General features: G+C 54.9%; 18 protein-coding genes. 10 read left to right on the top strand and 8 right to left on the bottom strand.

What is annotated here, in order from left to right; genetic code table 11:
• Nucleotides 1–10 precede the first annotated feature (10 nt).
• Nucleotides 11–484, top strand: a complete 474-nt coding sequence (trmL, locus tag AB3N39_RS00635; RefSeq protein ID WP_033147028.1) for a tRNA (uridine(34)/cytosine(34)/5-carboxymethylaminomethyluridine(34)-2'-O)-methyltransferase TrmL — start codon at nucleotides 11–13, stop codon at nucleotides 482–484.
• Here the strand turns inward: trmL and cysE are convergent.
• The 5 genes from cysE to AB3N39_RS00610 all read right to left on the bottom strand — a co-directional run bounded on the left by cysE (nucleotide 481) and on the right by AB3N39_RS00610 (nucleotide 3,590).
• A complete protein-coding gene (gene cysE / locus AB3N39_RS00630) occupies nucleotides 481–1,302 on the bottom strand; it encodes a serine O-acetyltransferase (RefSeq protein ID WP_008502718.1) in 822 nt (273 codons plus the stop codon). The two genes, trmL and cysE, sit on opposite strands and share 4 nt — an antisense overlap.
• Before the next feature lie 74 nt (nucleotides 1,303–1,376).
• A complete protein-coding gene (gene gpsA, locus AB3N39_RS00625) occupies nucleotides 1,377–2,396 on the bottom strand; it encodes an NAD(P)H-dependent glycerol-3-phosphate dehydrogenase (protein ID WP_136195898.1) in 1,020 nt (339 codons plus the stop codon).
• Nucleotides 2,396–2,863: a protein-export chaperone SecB gene (secB, locus tag AB3N39_RS00620; RefSeq protein ID WP_003860835.1), complete on the bottom strand. Its 468-nt coding sequence runs from the start codon at nucleotides 2,861–2,863 to the stop codon at nucleotides 2,396–2,398. The genes gpsA and secB overlap by 1 nt, the downstream gene beginning before the upstream one ends.
• Before the next feature lie 32 nt (nucleotides 2,864–2,895).
• Entirely contained in the window at nucleotides 2,896–3,147 is a 252-nt protein-coding gene (gene grxC / locus AB3N39_RS00615; protein ID WP_023309914.1) for a glutaredoxin 3, read from the bottom strand.
• Between the two features lie 11 nt (nucleotides 3,148–3,158).
• Nucleotides 3,159–3,590, bottom strand: a complete 432-nt coding sequence (locus tag AB3N39_RS00610; protein WP_023309913.1) for a rhodanese-like domain-containing protein — start codon at nucleotides 3,588–3,590, stop codon at nucleotides 3,159–3,161.
• 246 nt (nucleotides 3,591–3,836) lie between these two features.
• Between AB3N39_RS00610 and gpmM the strand changes: the two genes are divergently transcribed.
• Genes gpmM through AB3N39_RS00595 form a run of 3 tightly spaced genes read left to right on the top strand, consistent with a single transcriptional unit; the run spans nucleotide 3,837 to nucleotide 7,610 of the window.
• Complete coding sequence (gpmM, locus tag AB3N39_RS00605; protein ID WP_133293523.1) at nucleotides 3,837–5,381, top strand: 2,3-bisphosphoglycerate-independent phosphoglycerate mutase; 1,545 nt, start codon at nucleotides 3,837–3,839, stop codon at nucleotides 5,379–5,381.
• Nucleotides 5,382–5,414: 33 nt separating this feature from the next.
• Entirely contained in the window at nucleotides 5,415–6,674 is a 1,260-nt protein-coding gene (gene envC / locus AB3N39_RS00600) for a murein hydrolase activator EnvC (RefSeq protein ID WP_232057401.1), read from the top strand.
• Nucleotides 6,675–6,677: 3 nt separating this feature from the next.
• Entirely contained in the window at nucleotides 6,678–7,610 is a 933-nt protein-coding gene (locus AB3N39_RS00595) for a divergent polysaccharide deacetylase family protein (protein WP_115876696.1), read from the top strand.
• A 3-nt stretch (nucleotides 7,611–7,613) separates the two neighbouring features.
• Here AB3N39_RS00595 and AB3N39_RS00590 read toward each other — a convergent pair whose 3' ends face one another.
• Nucleotides 7,614–8,414 carry a glycosyltransferase family 2 protein gene (locus AB3N39_RS00590; RefSeq protein WP_133293520.1) on the bottom strand — a complete coding sequence of 267 codons (801 nt, stop codon included), beginning with the start codon at nucleotides 8,412–8,414 and terminating at the stop codon, nucleotides 7,614–7,616.
• A 205-nt stretch (nucleotides 8,415–8,619) separates the two neighbouring features.
• Here AB3N39_RS00590 and AB3N39_RS00585 point away from each other — a divergent pair, with 205 nt between their 5' ends.
• Together AB3N39_RS00585 and AB3N39_RS00580 are read left to right on the top strand one after the other, a co-directional pair.
• Nucleotides 8,620–9,825, top strand: a complete 1,206-nt coding sequence (locus AB3N39_RS00585) for a glycosyltransferase (protein ID WP_325814396.1) — start codon at nucleotides 8,620–8,622, stop codon at nucleotides 9,823–9,825.
• A 15-nt stretch (nucleotides 9,826–9,840) separates the two neighbouring features.
• On the top strand, nucleotides 9,841–10,755 hold the full coding sequence (locus AB3N39_RS00580; protein WP_111964309.1) for a hypothetical protein: 915 nt from the start codon (nucleotides 9,841–9,843) through the stop codon (nucleotides 10,753–10,755).
• Between the two features lie 27 nt (nucleotides 10,756–10,782).
• Here AB3N39_RS00580 and tdh read toward each other — a convergent pair whose 3' ends face one another.
• Together tdh and kbl are read right to left on the bottom strand one after the other, a co-directional pair.
• Complete coding sequence (tdh, locus tag AB3N39_RS00575) at nucleotides 10,783–11,811, bottom strand: L-threonine 3-dehydrogenase (protein WP_111964308.1); 1,029 nt, start codon at nucleotides 11,809–11,811, stop codon at nucleotides 10,783–10,785.
• A gap of 9 nt (nucleotides 11,812–11,820) precedes the next feature.
• Nucleotides 11,821–13,017 (bottom strand): glycine C-acetyltransferase, encoded by a 1,197-nt coding sequence (gene kbl, locus AB3N39_RS00570; protein ID WP_252093544.1) that lies wholly within the window; start codon nucleotides 13,015–13,017, stop codon nucleotides 11,821–11,823.
• 215 nt (nucleotides 13,018–13,232) lie between these two features.
• On the opposite strand from kbl, the gene rfaD reads away from it, so the two are divergent.
• The 4 genes from rfaD to AB3N39_RS00550 are packed head-to-tail and all read left to right on the top strand — an operon-like array spanning nucleotide 13,233 to nucleotide 17,314.
• A complete protein-coding gene (gene rfaD, locus AB3N39_RS00565; protein ID WP_008502707.1) occupies nucleotides 13,233–14,165 on the top strand; it encodes an ADP-glyceromanno-heptose 6-epimerase in 933 nt (310 codons plus the stop codon).
• A 2-nt stretch (nucleotides 14,166–14,167) separates the two neighbouring features.
• Complete coding sequence (gene rfaF, locus AB3N39_RS00560; RefSeq protein ID WP_032661897.1) at nucleotides 14,168–15,214, top strand: ADP-heptose--LPS heptosyltransferase RfaF; 1,047 nt, start codon at nucleotides 14,168–14,170, stop codon at nucleotides 15,212–15,214.
• A gap of 3 nt (nucleotides 15,215–15,217) precedes the next feature.
• Entirely contained in the window at nucleotides 15,218–16,201 is a 984-nt protein-coding gene (gene rfaC / locus AB3N39_RS00555) for a lipopolysaccharide heptosyltransferase RfaC (protein ID WP_325814398.1), read from the top strand.
• Nucleotides 16,202–16,204: 3 nt separating this feature from the next.
• Nucleotides 16,205–17,314, top strand: a complete 1,110-nt coding sequence (locus AB3N39_RS00550; RefSeq protein ID WP_136195892.1) for a glycosyltransferase family 9 protein — start codon at nucleotides 16,205–16,207, stop codon at nucleotides 17,312–17,314.
• Nucleotides 17,315–17,317 lie beyond the last annotated feature (3 nt).

Raw genomic sequence — 17,317 nt, 5'->3', positions numbered from 1 at the left:
AGGGGGCAGCATGCTTAACATCGTTTTATTCGAACCAGAAATTCCGCCGAATACCGGCAATATTATCCGCCTGTGCGCCAACACCGGTTTTCGTCTGCATATCATTGAGCCGATGGGCTTTACGTGGGACGACAAACGCCTGCGTCGCGCAGGGCTGGATTATCATGAATTTACCGCCGTCGTTCGCCATCACGATTACGCCGCGTTTCTGGAAGCAGAGAAGCCGCAGCGCATGTTCGCCCTGACCACCAAAGGCACGCCAGCGCATAGCGCCGTGAGCTATCAGGCAGGTGACTATCTGATGTTTGGCCCGGAAACCCGCGGCCTGCCGGCCACGATCCTGGATGCCCTGCCCGCTGAGCAGAAAATCCGTATTCCGATGATGCCGGACAGCCGCAGCATGAACCTGTCGAACGCGGTGTCGGTGGTCGTGTATGAAGCCTGGCGCCAGCTGGGATATCCGGGCGCCATTCTCAGAAGTTAAATGCCGTCGCCATACTCGAAGGTATGGTGAATGCCGTTGAAGTGCTGATCCATGTCCATGGACGGCTTATCGCTGTCTGGTTTACCGACGATGCGCGCCGGTACGCCAGCGGCGGTGGTATGCGGCGGCACAGGCTGGAGCACCACGGAGCCTGCGCCGATCTTCGCGCCGCGCCCAACTTCGATATTGCCGAGAATTTTGGCGCCCGCACCAATCATCACACCTTCACGAATTTTCGGATGGCGATCGCCGCTGGTTTTACCGGTACCGCCCAGGGTAACCGACTGCAGGATCGAGACGTCATCTTCAATGACCGCCGTTTCCCCGACGACAATCCCGGTGGCGTGGTCGAGCATGATCCCGCGGCCAATTTTCGCAGCCGGGTGAATATCGACCTGGAACGTCACGGAAACCTGGTTTTGCAGGAAGATCGCCAGCGCGCGGCGGCCTTCATTCCACAGCCAGTGGCCGATGCGGTAAGCCTGCAGGGCGTGGAAGCCTTTCAGGTACAGCAGCGGCGTAGAATATTTATCGACCGCCGGGTCACGCGTGCGCACGGCCTGAATATCGCAGGCGGCAGAGGCGATCATTTCCGGGTCTGCAGCGTAAGCCTCTTCCACCACTTCACGAATAGCGATAGCGGGCATGATCGAGGAAGCCAGCTTGTTGGCGAGCATATAGCTCAGCGCGCTGCCGAGATTTTCGTGCTTAAGTAGCGTTGCGTGGTAGAAACTGGCCAGCATAGGCTCACAGTCGGCCAGCGCCCGGGCTTCGGCTTTAATATTGTTCCAGACGATATCCAGTTCTTCACACGGCATTGCTTACTCCAGACGATAGTTAATGACCAGCCAGTTCTGCGCTGGCTGGGTCATTCAGGTGACAACGTTTCCGACTAGTTACTGCTGCGCTCGTCCTTGCGCGCACGACCTAATAAGGTCAATGCTGCCTCGCGCGCATTTTTTCCGCAATACAATACCTGATAAATTTCCTCGGTTATTGGCATTTCGACACCGAAACGGTGCGCCAACTCGCGGACTTCCTTGGTATTGCGGTAGCCTTCAACCACCTGACCAATCTTCTCCTGCGCGCCTTTCACATCGCTGCCCTGTCCGAGCATCATGCCAAAGCGGCGGTTACGAGACTGGTTGTCGGTACAGGTCAGCACCAGATCGCCCAGGCCAGCCATCCCCATAAAGGTGGCCGGATCGGCACCCAGCGCTTCGCCCAGGCGGGACATCTCGGTCAGCCCTCGGGTGATCAGCGCCGTACGCGCATTCGCACCAAAACCAATGCCGTCGGACATCCCGGCACCAATCGCAATCACGTTCTTCACCGCACCGCCCAACTGCACGCCGATAAAATCGGGGTTGCTGTAGACGCGGAAGCTCTTACCGCAGTGCAGCAGCTGTTGAAGATCGTCGGAGAAGGCCCGATCGGTGGAGGCCAGCGAAATCGCCGTCGGCAGGCCAGCGGCCAGCTCTTTGGCAAAGGTCGGGCCGGAGATGACCGCCAGCGGGATCTCATCACCCAGCGCTTCACGGGCAACGTCCTGCAGCAGGCGTCCGGTTTCGGCTTCCAGTCCTTTAGTCGCCCAGACAATGCGCGCATCCGGGCGCATCAGCGGCTTAATCTGACGCAGCACGTCGCCAAAGACATGGCTCGGAACCACAATCAGAATGTTGCGGCTGGCCGCCAGCGCGGTCGCAAGGTCGCTTTCAAGGTGCAGGGAGTCAGGGAACGGAACGTCCGGGAGAAACGCGACGTTACAACGATCGCGCTGCAGCGTTGCGATATGTTTTGGGTCGTGGCCCCAGAGGACCACATCGTGACCATTTCTTGCCAGCGTGATGGCAAGAGCGGTGCCGTATGAGCCGGCACCGATCACAGTCATTGACGCATTAACAGTGCTCATCAGGCATCCTGATGTTGTTCAGCACCTTCGCCAGCCTGCTGCTGCAGATAGTTCATGAACAGCGCATCAAAGTTAACTGGCGCAAGGTTCAGTTGCGGGAATGTACCGCGAGAAACCAGGCTGGTGATGCATTCACGCGCATACGGGAACAGAATGTTCGGGCAGTACGCACCCAGGCAATGTGCCATCTGGTTGCCTTCGATACCGCCGATAGAGAAGATGCCGCCCTGCTGTACTTCACACAGGAATGCAGTTTCTTCACCCAGGGATGCGGTAACGGTCACACGCAGCACGACTTCATACACGTCATCTGCCAGTTGGGTAGATGCGGTATCCAGATCAAGTTTAACCTCTGGCTGCCAATCTTTCTGGAAAACGTGTGGCGCATTTGGCGCTTCGAAAGAGACGTCCTTGGTGTAGATACGCTGGATCTGGAAAGTCATTTCGGTGTTGTTTTGTTCTGACATGGAAATACCCTTTTTAATTGTCCTAAAGTCTCTTAGCTCAGCAGCGGATCGAGTCCACCACGGGCGTCGAGCGCATACAAGTCATCACAGCCGCCAATGTGCTGCGCATCAATAAAAATCTGCGGAACCGTCGTGCGACCACTACGTTTGATCATCTCTTCGCGTTTAATCGCGTCACCGTCGATCGGCAGTTCTTGGAACGTGACGCCCTTGCTGTTCAGCAGCGCTTTCGCACGATGGCAGAACGGACACGTCGCTTTGGTATAGATCTCAATATTGGCCATGACTGAACTCCTTATTTACCGCGCACCAAAGGAAGATTTTCCCCGCTCCAGCCGGAAATGCCTTCTTTCAGCACAGTTACGTTTTCGAAGCCTGCTTTATGAAGCGCGCTGGCAGATTCTTGTGCCTGCATGCCGGTCGCATCGACAACGATAATCGGCTGGGCTTTGTGTTTTTCAAGCTCACCGACGTTGTTCGCTTTGATTTCAGCTGGCAACAGGTTGATTGCGCCCGCAATGTGACCTTTACGGAAATCGTCACGCTGACGCAGATCGACAACGACGGCATCTTCTTTGTTAATCAGACGCGTCGCTTCACCACGGGTGATAACCTTAATCTTAGACGTCAGGCTCTTAAATGTGGTGAACAGCACAGCAGCCAGCAGGCCAATCCACGCGATGCTCAGAACCGGATGGCGGCTAACGAATTGCATAATTTCTTGCATGGAGGGTAACTACTCCCGACTAATTGATAAAAAAACCAGGACAGGAGTATACCTGTGCGTTCTGGCAAATACAGCCAGCGACCATAACCTAATCCATTTTCTGCGGCATGCCACCTAAAAAAATGCCTCAAAATGGTCTGGAGGGCACCTTGCCACTGCGCTTTCTTTGATCTTCTGCGGCTATTTGATCGATTCAGCTGTAGTAAAATTACGCAAATTTTGACTCTTGAGCATGAGGTTGTCGCAATGTCGGTTTCTAAAAAACCTATGGTACTGGTGATTCTGGATGGTTATGGCTACCGTGAAGATAGCCAGGATAACGCTATTTTCAACGCCAAAACCCCGGTCATGGATGCCCTGTGGGCAAAACGTCCACATACGCTGATTGACGCGTCTGGCCTGGAAGTGGGCCTGCCGGACCGCCAGATGGGCAACTCCGAAGTCGGTCACGTAAACCTGGGCGCCGGGCGTATTGTGTATCAGGACCTGACGCGTCTGGACGTTGAAATCAAAGAACGCACCTTCTTCTCCAACCCAACGCTGTCTGGCGCGGTCGATAAAGCCGTTGCCGCTGGCAAGGCTGTACACATTATGGGCCTGCTCTCTGCTGGCGGCGTTCACAGCCACGAAGATCACATCATGGCGATGGTTGAACTGGCCGCTGAACGCGGTGCAGAAAAAATCTATCTGCACGCCTTCCTGGACGGTCGCGATACGCCACCACGCAGCGCAAAAGGCTCTCTGCAAGCCTTCGAAGACAAATTCGCCGCGCTGGGTAAAGGCCGCGTAGCATCCATTATTGGCCGTTACTACGCCATGGACCGCGACAACCGCTGGGATCGCGTTGAACAGGCCTATGACCTTTTGACCCTGGCAAAAGGTGAGTTCCAGTTCGCGACCGCCGTTGAAGCGCTGGAAGCAGCTTATGCTCGTGATGAAAACGACGAATTCGTCAAAGCGTCCGTCATTCGCGCTGAAGGTCAGGCCGACGCCGCCATGGAAGATGGCGACGCGCTGATCTTCATGAACTTCCGCGCTGACCGCGCGCGCGAAATCACCCGTGCTTTCGTCAACAGCGACTTCGACGGTTTTGCCCGCAAGAAAGTGGTAAACATCGACTTCATCCAGCTGACCGAATACGCGGCAGACATCAAAGCGCCGTGCGCGTACCCACCGGCCTCGCTGGCAAACACCTTCGGTGAGTGGATGGCGAAGAACGACAAAACGCAGTTGCGTATTTCCGAAACGGAAAAATACGCGCACGTGACCTTCTTCTTTAACGGCGGCGTTGAAGAGCCGTTCAAAGGCGAAGACCGCATTCTGATCAACTCACCGAAAGTCGCGACCTACGATCTGCAGCCAGAAATGAGCTCTGCAGAATTGACGGAAAAACTGGTTGCGGCCATCGAGAGCGGTAAATACGACACCATCATTTGTAACTACCCGAACGGCGACATGGTGGGTCATACCGGGGTGATGGAAGCGGCAGTGAAAGCGGTTGAAGCACTGGATCACTGCGTTGATCAGGTTGCGAAAGCTGTTGAATCCGTTGGCGGCCAGCTGCTGATCACCGCAGATCACGGTAACGCTGAACAGATGCGCGACCCGGCGACTGGCCAGGCGCATACCGCCCACACCAACCTGCCCGTTCCGCTGATTTATGTGGGTGATAAATCACTGAAAGCAGTGGAGGGTGGCAAGCTTTCTGACATCGCGCCAACCATGCTGTCGCTGATGGGGATGCCGATCCCTGAAGAGATGACTGGTAAGCCGCTGTTCATCGTGGAATAATCGCTCCCCATGAGGGGAAAGGCGATTTTTTCAATCACATGGGTCGTGAAGCCGCTTAGGTTATCAGTCAGACCTCTGTTTTACGCCAGCGCACTCAGCGCTGGCGTATTGCTGTGCGCCGCATCCGCCCACGCGGATGACCGCGACCAGCTGAAATCCATTCAGGCCGATATCGCCGCCAAAGAGCGTGCGGTACGCCAGCAGCAACAGCAGCGATCCGCACTTCTTGCCCAGCTAAAGCAACAGGAAGAGGCGATTTCCGCCGCCGCGCGTAAACTCCGTGAAACGCAAAACACCCTTGCCCAGTTGAACAAGCAGATCGACGAGATGAACGCGTCGATTGCCAAACTGGAACGCCAGCGCGATGCGCAGGAGCGCAACCTTGCCGCACAGCTTGATGCCGCATTCCGCCAGGGTGAACATACCGGACTCCAGCTGATCCTCAGCGGCGAAGAGAGCCAGCGCGGCCAGCGCCTGCAGGCCTACTTTGGCTATCTCAACCAGGCGCGTCAGGAGACTATCGCGCAACTGAAGCAGACGCGCGAAGAGGTCACCACGCAAAAAGCCGAGCTGGAAGAGAAGCAGACCCAGCAGCAGACGCTGCTCTACGATCAGCAGGCCCAGCAGGCGAAGCTCGAGCAGGCGCGCAACGAGCGTAAGAAAACCCTTTCCGGCCTTGAATCCTCTATTCAGGAAGGACAGAGCCAGCTCAGCGAAATGCGCGCCAACGAATCAAAACTGCGTAACAGCATCGCCCGTGCGGAAGCCGCGGCGAAAGCGCGTGCCGAAAAAGAAGCGCGCGAGGCGCAGGCCGTTCGCGACAAGCAGCAGGAAGCGTCCCGCAAAGGCACCACCTACAAGCCAAGCGAGAGCGAACGTTCCCTGATGTCGCGTACCGGCGGTTTGGGTTCTCCTCGCGGCCAGGCTTTCTGGCCCGTTCGCGGTTCAATTCTGCATCGCTATGGCGAACAGCTGCAGGGTGAGCTACGTTGGAAAGGGATCGTTATCGGTGCATCTGAAGGTAGCGAAGTGAAAGCCATCGCCGATGGCCGCGTGATTCTGGCCGACTGGCTGCAGGGTTACGGACTGGTCGTGGTGGTCGAACACGGTAAAGGTGATATGAGCCTTTACGGCTACAACCAGAGCGCGCTGGTCAGCGTCGGCACGCAGGTGCGCGCCGGCCAACCCATCGCCCTTGTGGGCAGCAGTGGCGGTCAGGGCCGCCCGTCACTTTATTTCGAAATTCGTCGCCAGGGTCAGGCGGTCAATCCACAGCCGTGGTTGGGAAGATAAGTTTTGCTTCAATTTCGTCGAATGGTTTTCTCCGTCGTCAGCGCGCTGGCGCTGGCTGCACCGGTATACGCAGGTAAACTCGCTATCGTGATTGATGACTTCGGTTATCGTCCGCACTATGAAAATCAGGTGCTGGCGATGCCGTCGGCCATCTCTGTCGCCGTCCTTCCGAATGCTCCCCACGCGCGTGAGATGGCGACCAAAGCACACAGCAGCGGCCATCAGGTGCTGATCCACCTGCCAATGGCCCCGCTCAGCAAGCAGCCGCTGGAAAAAGATACCCTGCGCCCGGACATGAGCAGCGAGGAAATCGAGCGCATCATCCGTGACGCCTACAACAAAGTGCCGTATGCCGTAGGGCTGAACAACCATATGGGCAGCGCGATGACGTCAAGCCTGTACGGGATGCTCAAAGTGATGCAGGCGCTGGAGCGTTACAACCTCTACTTCCTCGACAGCATGACCATCGGCAACAGCCAGGCGATGCGTGCCGCTCAGGGAACGGGCGTAAAGGTAATTAAGCGCAAGGTGTTCCTGGATGATACCCAGAACGAAGCCGATATCCGCATGCAGTTTAATCGCGCGGTACAGCTGGCCCGCCGCAATGGCTCAGCCATCGCCATCGGTCACCCGCACCCGTCTACCGTTCGCGTCCTGCAGCAGATGCTGCCGACCTTGCCTTCCGATATCACGCTGGTACGGCCGAGCGATCTACTGAACGAGCCGCAGGTGGATACCTCTACACCGAATTCTGCGCAGCCCGTCCCGACAGCGCCGCGTAATCCGTTCCGCGGCGTGAAGCGCTGTGTACCGAAGCAGCCGCTTGAACCGGTCTATGCGACCCGCTTCTTCTCCGTCATCGGAGACAGCATCAGTAACAGTACGCTGGTGAAATACGTCCAGCAGCAGTGGCAGGGATGGGGTAAGAAAGCCTGACGCCTATTTCGCAATCTGTGAGTCCGTCTGCTCGTTAGCAACGGACTCTTTTTTTTCCTGATGCTGATACCAGGATTTGAAATACTTCAAAAAACTATAGGCTGTGGCATACAGTCCCGTTGCCACCCCCACTTTGCCCTTACGCCAGGCGCCGCTAAAAAGATACCATTTGAAAAAAGCACCGATGGCGCTGATTACGCCGCGCCCAACAGAGGGCCGTATTTTTTGATGTTGAACCAGGCGGGTTGTATAACAATTTAATTTATTAAAAAGCTCGTGCAGCGTGGGAAACGTATCATGTTTTACATAGCCCTGAATACGTTCACAACGGAGAAAACCTTCGACCTGATCGTCTACCGGTCGGTTATTAAACCGGGACTGTTTACGATTAAAAAGACGCACAGGATAATCAGGGGATGAAACGGGATAAATCGTCCGGACTTCTTCACCCAGAACAAACCAGTGGCGGCATATTCGCCATGCCGTTCCGGGGTCAGGCTCATCACCTGCTTTTAACCTTAAAATGGCATTAACCGTTTCTTGGTCAAGAATTTCGTCGCTATCGATGCACAGGACCCAGTCATTGCTGGCTAAGGATATGGCATGGTTCATCTGCTCGCCATGCCAGCCAAATTTTTTATAGACCGGGAGCAGTCCAAAGCTTTCACAAATATATCGTGTTTTGTCCGTACTACCTGAATCAACCACAACGACTTCATCCGCTATTTTTAAAAGAGGCGGAATAACATCATGCAACAATCTCTCAGAATTAAACGTTAATAAGCAGACCGTTATTTTAAACATTTTCCCACTCTCAATAGCAGCCTAAATTAATATTATTAATACTATATAAATGAGTAGAGATGGTTAAAGTCCTGAATCACACTTTTAAAATAAACGAGCTTGAAATTTTCTCTAATCCTGAAGCGCAATAAAATAGAAAAATCTATTTTATTTCAACAGATTCTTTATAATGCTGTCAGATGAAGGGTAGCACACGGATTCAGACATGCCGCACAAAAGTAAAATTCTCCTCCTGGATACGGGTAAAGAATGGGGGGGAGGCACCAACAGTATGCTTGAGCTCCTGAAGCGAATCAATCGCGATAAATTCGATATTACCTGTTGTTTTTACAGTGATTATAGTCGTGCCGAAGGTGAGACGATTGGCCAGGTGCTCAACGGCATCGGGATCCCGCTCATCGTGATCCCTCAACGTCCGCAGCCGGTCTGGGCCAAATTGTTGAAGGAAGCTGGACGTAGCCTGCTGTTTTTCTCGCGCAGCGCCCGCAAAGCATTAACGCGTCACGTGGATATTATGTGGCGCATCAGGCCTAACGTCAGCAAGATCGAAACTCTTTTCTCGCAGGGCGGTTTCGATACGCTCTATATGAATAACCAACCGGGCTCAAATGAAGAAGGCTATCTGGCGGCGGCGAACCTGCAGGCGCGGGTGATCCAACACTGCCGCATTGAACCTGTTTTGACCCCACCTCTGGTAAAGCTGGTTAATGCCCATGCAACAAAAATCATCGCCGTCTCGCACGGCGTTGAACGCGTGTTACTTCAGCATGGCGTCCGGCCCGAACTGTGTACGACGGTCAATAATGCCATCGACATCCACCAGCCTTTGCCTGACCGACGTGCGATGCGCCAGCGCCTGAATATTGATGACGACACGTTTGTGTTCGGCAGTATCGGGTCGTTAATCCCTCGCAAAGCCAACCACCACACGCTGGAGGCGCTGGCACAGTTCAGCGAGAAGCATCCGCAGGCGAAATGGAAAATGGTGCTGGTCGGCGAAGGTGCCGAACGCCGCGCTTTAGCGGAACAGGCCCGAGCGCTGGGCATTGAACATCACGTCATCTTCACCGGTTTTCAGAACACCCCGTTTGATTACCTCGCTACGTTTGACGCCTTTATCCTCGCCTCAAAAAGCGAAGGGCTACCGCGCGTGGTGCTGGAAGCGATGCTTCTCAATATCCCCGTGATTGGCTCTCAGGTAACCGGCACGGCGGAATTAATTGACCATGATTCGACAGGGCTGCTCTTCCCCTGGAGCGATGTTTCACAACTTGCACAACATCTGGACAATATCTGGGCAGACGCGGAACTGCGGGCTCGACTGGCGGCAGCTGCTTACCAGAACGTCTGTCATAACTACGCCATTGAAAACTACGTCAGCGGTGTCGAAGCCGTGCTTGGCGCGCGCTGACCAAACGAGATAACTATGTTTAAATTTCTTAATGCTCGCTATCGTCATATCACCGGGCGACACAACATTCCTTACAGCTCTCTTCCCGTGACGGGCGCGCTTGCTGCGGTGGACTCTATTGTGATTCCGTGTACCGGCGCAGATTTCGTCGAAGAAGCATTACTCTCTGCCACCTTCGCGGAACGTTATGCCACCGGGGTGAGCGAAATCGTCATCGTCAGCGATCAACCCGAATCCGCCTTTGGGATACTGCCGCCTAAAACCCGCGTAGTGACGCTTAACCTTCCCGTTCGTGAGGAAAGTTACCGCTATAAGCAGATCTACCTCAGCCGTCTGGTGAAGCTTAACGCCCCGCTACAGGCTCGCGGTGAAGGGATATTGATGATCGATTCCGATCTCAATTTGCTGAAGATGCCAGAGATCAACATGGCCGATATGCACATCTACTCCAGCTTCCGTCAGGGTAAAATGATTGCCAAGCTGGACGGTGCGCCTGCGGAGAAAGTGCCGGCGTATTACAAGGAGACGGTGCGCCCTTATCTGGTCGATCACGTTAACGGCGCGTTTCTTGCGGCAACTAAAAAAACCTGGCGCCGTATCTGCCCGCTGTGGCTGACGCTGTTCCAGGATACCTGGGAACTGATGGACGACACGCAGCCGCCGACCGATCAGCTGCCGCTCGCCGCGCTGCTGGACATGCTGGATTTAAAAACGGTTAACCTGGGTGACTGGATGAACTGGCCGGTCTCCAAGAAGATCGGCGGGCAGGAAGCCGTAGTTCCGAAAGAGGTGATTGGCGCGCACGGCGGTTTCCCTCTCTCAGAATGGCAAAAATATCTTGAATCACCGGATAACAAACTGCTGTTCAAAGGTCAGGACTACACCCGCAAGGTGCGCTACCTGACGGACGAAGAGAAAAAGAATCAATAAAAAAAGGGGCCTCAGGCCCCTTTTTGATTACTTATCCCAGCTCAGGATCACTTTCCCTGACTGGCCGGAACGCATCGCGTCAAAGCCCTGCTGGAACTCATCGATGGAGAAACGGTGAGTGATAATCGGGGACAGATCCAGACCGGACTGGATCAGCGCCGCCATCTTGTACCAGGTCTCGAACATTTCGCGGCCATAGATGCCCTTAATGAACAGCCCCTTGAAGATGACCTTGTTCCAGTCGATAGACATATCCGATGGCGGAATACCCAGCATCGCAATACGACCGCCGTGGTTCATGGTGTCGAGCATGGTGCGAAACGCCGGTGGCGCGCCGGACATCTCCAGACCCACGTCAAAGCCTTCGGTCATGCCCAGCTCTTCCATCACGTCGCTCAGGCTCTCTTTCGAGACATCCACCGCACGGGTGACGCCCATTTTGCGCGCCAGCGACAGACGGTATTCGTTCACGTCGGTGATCACAACGTTGCGCGCACCCACGTGCTTCGCCACGGCTGCCGCCATAATGCCAATTGGGCCCGCGCCGGAGACCAGCACGTCTTCACCAACCAGGTCGAAAGAGAGCGCCGTGTGCACCGCATTGCCGAACGGGTCGAATATAGAGGCCAGATCGTCAGAAATATTGTCCGGGATTTTGAACGCGTTAAAGGCCGGGATCACCAGATATTCCGCGAAGCAGCCCGGACGGTTCACGCCCACGCCAATGGTATTACGGCACAGGTGAGTACGCCCGCCGCGGCAGTTACGGCAGTGGCCGCAGGTAATATGGCCTTCACCGGAGACGCGGTCGCCAATTTTGAAGCCTTTTACTTCCTGGCCGATACCCACCACTTCGCCGACATATTCGTGACCGACAACCATCGGTACCGGGATGGTTTTCTGCGACCACTGGTCCCAGTTATAGATGTGAACGTCAGTACCACAGATGGCCGTTTTACGAATTTTGATCAGCAGATCGTTATGACCGACTTCCGGCTCCGGCACGTCGGTCATCCAAATCCCTTCTTCCGCTTTCAGTTTGGATAACGCTTTCATCACACGTCCTCAGGCAATTACGCCCAGCAGTTTACCAATGCGGGTAAAGGCTTCTACCGCACGTTCAATTTGTTCAGGCGTATGCGCCGCAGACATCTGGGTGCGGATACGCGCCTGACCTTTTGGCACCACCGGGAAGAAGAACCCGGTGACGTAAATCCCTTCTTTCTGCAGTTCGCGGGCAAATTGCTGCGCGACGACCGCATCGCCGAGCATCACCGGAATGATCGCATGGTCGGCACCGGCCAGGGTAAACCCTGCGGCGCTCATTTTTTCACGGAACAGACGGGCGTTGGACCACAGGCGGTCGCGCAGCTCAGCGCCGGACTCCACCATCTCCAGCACTTTAATGGAGGCGGCAACAATCGCCGGCGCCAGGGAGTTGGAGAACAGATACGGACGGGAGCGCTGACGCAGCCACTCAACCACCTCTTTACGCGCGGCGGTATAGCCGCCGGACGCGCCGCCGAGCGCTTTGCCCAGCGTGCCGGTGATGATGTCCACGCGGCCCATCACGTCACAGTATTCGTGGGAGCCGCGGCCGTTTTCGCCGACAAAACCGACCGCGTGAGAGTCATCGACCATCACCAGCGCGTCGTATTTATCCGCCAGGTCGCACACGCCCTTCAGGTTGGCGATCACGCCGTCCATGGAGAATACGCCGTCGGTGGCGATCAGCACGTGGCGAGCACCCGCTTCACGAGCCTCTTTCAGGCGCGCTTCCAGCTCAACCATATCGTTGTTGGCGTAGCGGAAACGCTTCGCTTTACACAGGCGTACGCCGTCGATGATGGAAGCGTGGTTCAGGGCGTCGGAGATAATCGCATCTTCTGCACCGAGCAGGGTCTCAAACAGACCGCCGTTAGCGTCAAAGCAGGAGGAGTACAGGATCGCGTCTTCCATTCCGAGGAAGCTCGCCAGCTTTTGCTCAAGCTGTTTGTGGCTGTCCTGCGTACCGCAGATAAAGCGTACGGAGGCCATGCCGAAACCGTGGGTGTCCATGCCGTTTTTTGCAGCGGCAATCAGCTCAGGGTGATTTGCGAGACCTAAATAGTTGTTCGCACAAAAGTTGATCACATGGCTGCCGCCGGCAACGGTGATGTCCGCCTGCTGGGCAGACGTGATAATACGCTCTTCCTTGAACAACCCTTCCGCACGTGCGGTGTCGAGGTCGCTGTTTAACTGTTTGTAAAAATCACCACGCATTGCAATTCTCCAGACTCGGCAAATTTCGGGACATATTACCCAAACCTATAGTTCATGACGAGATGACACGTCATCTCTTGTCGTTTTTGCAGCATAAATCACGCGTACCCCTGCGCTGTGAAGGTGAATGGCTGAAGGGCAGCCATACTAATGATATGATAGAGACATTAGCGTCCGGGATTGTCCCCGGGCTCCACACTTCAAAGGTTACAGTTATGATCATCGTTACCGGCGGCGCGGGCTTTATCGGCAGCAATATTGTTAAGGCTCTCAATGACAAAGGCATCACCGACATCCTGGTGGTTGACAACCTGAAAGACGGCACCAAGTTCGTCAACCTGGTGGATCTGAACATCGCTGACTACATGGATAAAGAAGACTTCCTTATCCAGATTATGGCAGGCGAAGAGTTCGGCGAGATCGAAGCCATCTTCCACGAAGGTGCGTGTTCTTCCACCACCGAGTGGGATGGAAAGTACATGATGGACAACAACTATCAGTACTCCAAAGAGATCCTGCACTACTGCCTGGAGCGTGAAATTCCGTTCCTGTACGCCTCCTCCGCTGCAACCTACGGCGGCCGCACCTCGGACTTCATCGAGTCCCGCGAGTATGAACAGCCGCTGAACGTCTACGGTTATTCTAAGTTTCTGTTCGACGAGTACGTGCGTCAGGTTCTGCCAGAAGCGAACTCGCAGATCGTCGGCTTCCGTTACTTCAACGTCTACGGACCGCGCGAAGGCCACAAAGGCAGTATGGCAAGCGTAGCGTTCCACCTGAACACCCAGCTGAATAACGGCGAAAGTCCGAAACTGTTCGAAGGCAGTGACGGCTTTAAGCGTGATTTCGTCTACGTAGGCGACGTTGCCGCAGTGAACCTGTGGTTCTGGGAAAACGGCGTATCCGGCATCTTCAACCTGGGGACCGGCCGCGCGGAGTCCTTCCAGGCAGTGGCTGACGCCACGCTGGCGTATCACAAAAAAGGCAGCATTGAGTACATTCCGTTCCCTGACAAGCTGAAGGGCCGTTATCAGGCGTTCACGCAGGCCGATCTGACTAACCTGCGCGCAGCGGGTTATGACAAGCCGTTCAAGACCGTTGCCGAAGGCGTAACGGAATATATGGCCTGGCTGAACCGCGACGCGTAAGTATGAAGATTCTGGTGATCGGCCCGTCATGGGTGGGCGACATGATGATGTCGCAAAGTCTCTATCGCACGCTCAAGGCGCGCTATCCCCAGGCGATAATCGACGTGATGGCACCTGCATGGTGCCGTCCGCTGTTGTCGCGTATGCCGGAAGTAAATGAAGCCATCCCGATGCCGCTTGGCCACGGGGCGCTGGAAATCGGCGAACGCCGCAAACTCGGTCATAGCCTGCGCGAGAAGCGCTACGATCGGGCGTATGTCCTGCCAAACTCCTTTAAATCCGCCCTGGTGCCCTTTTTTGCGGGGATACCGCACCGTACCGGCTGGCGCGGCGAAATGCGCTACGGCCTGCTGAACGATGCACGGGTGCTGGATAAAGAGGCCTGGCCGCTGATGGTGGAACGCTACGTGGCTTTGGCCTATGACAAAGGCGTGATGCGCAGTGCGAAAGACCTGCCGCAGCCGCTGCTCTGGCCACAGCTTCAGGTTAACGACGGTGAAAAATCCCAGACCTGTAACGCGTTTGGTCTTTCGTCTGAACGCCCGATGATTGGCTTTTGCCCTGGCGCCGAGTTCGGCCCGGCAAAACGCTGGCCGCACTATCATTATGCGGAGCTGGCGAAACAGCTGATTGACGAAGGCTACCAGATTGTCCTGTTCGGCTCGGCAAAGGACCACGAGGCAGGCAACGAAATTCTCGCGACGCTGAGTAATGAACAGCAGGCCTGGTGCCGCAACCTGGCGGGAGAAACGCAGCTTGAACAGGCGGTTATTCTGATTGCCGCCTGTAAGGCTGTAGTAAGTAACGATTCTGGCCTGATGCACGTCGCTGCCGCGCTCAACCGCCCGCTTGTGGCGCTGTATGGCCCAAGTAGCCCGGACTTCACGCCCCCGCTTTCTCATAAAGCGCGCGTCATTCGCCTGATCACCGGCTACCACAAAGTGCGCAAAGGCGATGCCGCAGAAGGCTATCATCAGAGCCTGATCGACATTACCCCAGAGCGCGTTCTCGAAGAACTTAACGAACTGCTGCTGAGCGAAGAAGGATAACGAATGCGGGTACTGATCGTTAAAACCTCTTCGATGGGCGATGTTCTGCATACGCTGCCGTCACTGACGGACGCCATGCGGGCCATTCCCGGCATTCGTTTTGACTGGGTAGTGGAAGAAGGTTTCGCGCAGATCCCCACCTGGCATGAAGCGGTTGACCGCGTGATCCCGGTGGCGATTCGCCGCTGGCGCAAAGCGTGGTTCTCCGCGCCAATTAAAGCCGAACGCAAAGCCTTCCGTGAGGCGGTACAGGCACAACATTACGACGCTATCATCGACGCCCAGGGGCTGGTGAAAAGCGCTGCGCTGGTGACGCGTCTGGCACATGGCGTAAAGCACGGCATGGACTGGCATACCGCCCGCGAACCGCTGGCGAGCATGTTCTATAACCGCCGCCACTACATCGCAAAGCAACAGCATGCCGTCGAACGTACACGCGAGCTGTTTGCAAAAAGTCTGGGCTATGCCAAACCGGAAACCCAAGGCGACTACGCCATTGCACAGCACTTTTTGCGCAATACAGATCCCTGTGCTCAGCCTTATCTTGTGTTCCTGCATGCCACAACTCGCGACGATAAACACTGGCCGGAAACGCACTGGCGAAGCCTGATTGAACTAATGCAACCTACCGGCATCCATATTAAACTGCCCTGGGGCGCTGAACATGAGCGGCAGCGTGCAAAGCGTCTGGCTGCAGGATTTTCGCACGTCGAGGTATTGCCGAAACTCACGCTGGCGCAGGTTGCTGCACAGCTGGCGGGGGCGAATGCTGTTGTTTCCGTTGATACCGGTTTAAGCCATTTAACCGCGGCGCTGGATCGTCCGAATATTACGATTTTTGGTCCGACCGATCCCGGATTGATCGGGGGTTACGGTAAGAACCAGCATCAGATGGTCAGCCCGACCCAGCAAACGAAGGATATCAGCGCAGATGCTATTTTTTCATTTTTACAGGGCAGCCGTTGGCTTTCCAACAGGGATATCTAACGCATGAGTTACGTATTTCTGCTGATTTTACTTTTTCCGGTGAAGCTTATCCGGCAGCTGTTCCGCAAAGAGACAGGAAAAAACCTGGTCATTCAGACAGCTAAAATCGGCGATTTTGTTAATGCAACGCCCCTTCTGGCATACCTTCAAAAAAGCGACGTACTCATCAGTCGTAGCGTGGGTGCGCTGGCGAAGCATGATGAGACGATCGATGAGATTTTTTTTATCGAGCAGCATAAGCGTAACCTGTGGCGAAAACTGGTCTTTGCCTGCCGGATCATGAATCGCTATGACAATGTCTATCTCCTGCAACCTAACAGCGTAAATCTCTTTTTCGCCTCCGTGTGTAATGCTAAAAACAAACAGTTTTTAAGCACTTACACGCGCAGATGGTATCACGGTATTTTCTATGCCACGGCAGACGGTATTGTTGAACATGGTAAGAAGACTCTTTCGGTCACGAACTATCTCAAACTGGCCGATCGCACCTTAACCTGGCAAGACTCGCCAAAGCACGCCACAAAGCCACTTTTCAAACCCGCAACCTATCCGGCAATCCTCGATAAACCTGGCGTGATCCGAATTGGCATCAGCGTAGCCGCCGGGAATAAAGCGAAAACCGTTCCGCCGGTCATCTGGAAGCAAATTGCCGATCGTCTCGCTGACCTGCCTTGCGAATTTTATGTTTTTGGCGCCCCAAATGAACAATCGTGGATGGACGATATCACCCGCGCTTATGGTGAACTGCCCAACTTTATTAATCTGATTGGCAAAATCTCGCTTGAAGAGCTGCCGTGGGCCATTTCTAAAATGGATTGTTATATCGCCTCTGACTCGGGGAATGTTTACATCGCCGATGCCGTCGGAGTGCCAGTTATCCTATTGTTCGGGCCTTGTTGCCACTATGAACAGCGTCCGCTGGGCAACGTGTTGCTAATTGGAAATGATGACAACATTTGCTCATACGTTTTTGAAACACGGTATTACTTCTCACAGAGCAGAGAAGAACTCTTCGCTGTAACTGAAGAATCGCTACGTGACCTCAAACATTTTATTTGCGAGTTATCAACAACTAACGCAACCGCATACTCCTTTGATGCTCAGGGAAAATAATTA

It is taken from the genome of Enterobacter vonholyi, assembly GCF_040834095.1.
GTDB classification, from domain to species: Bacteria; Pseudomonadota; Gammaproteobacteria; order Enterobacterales; family Enterobacteriaceae; genus Enterobacter; species Enterobacter vonholyi.
Note: the sequence above shows the minus strand (reverse complement) of the source record. Positions and strands in the feature narration are given on the sequence as shown.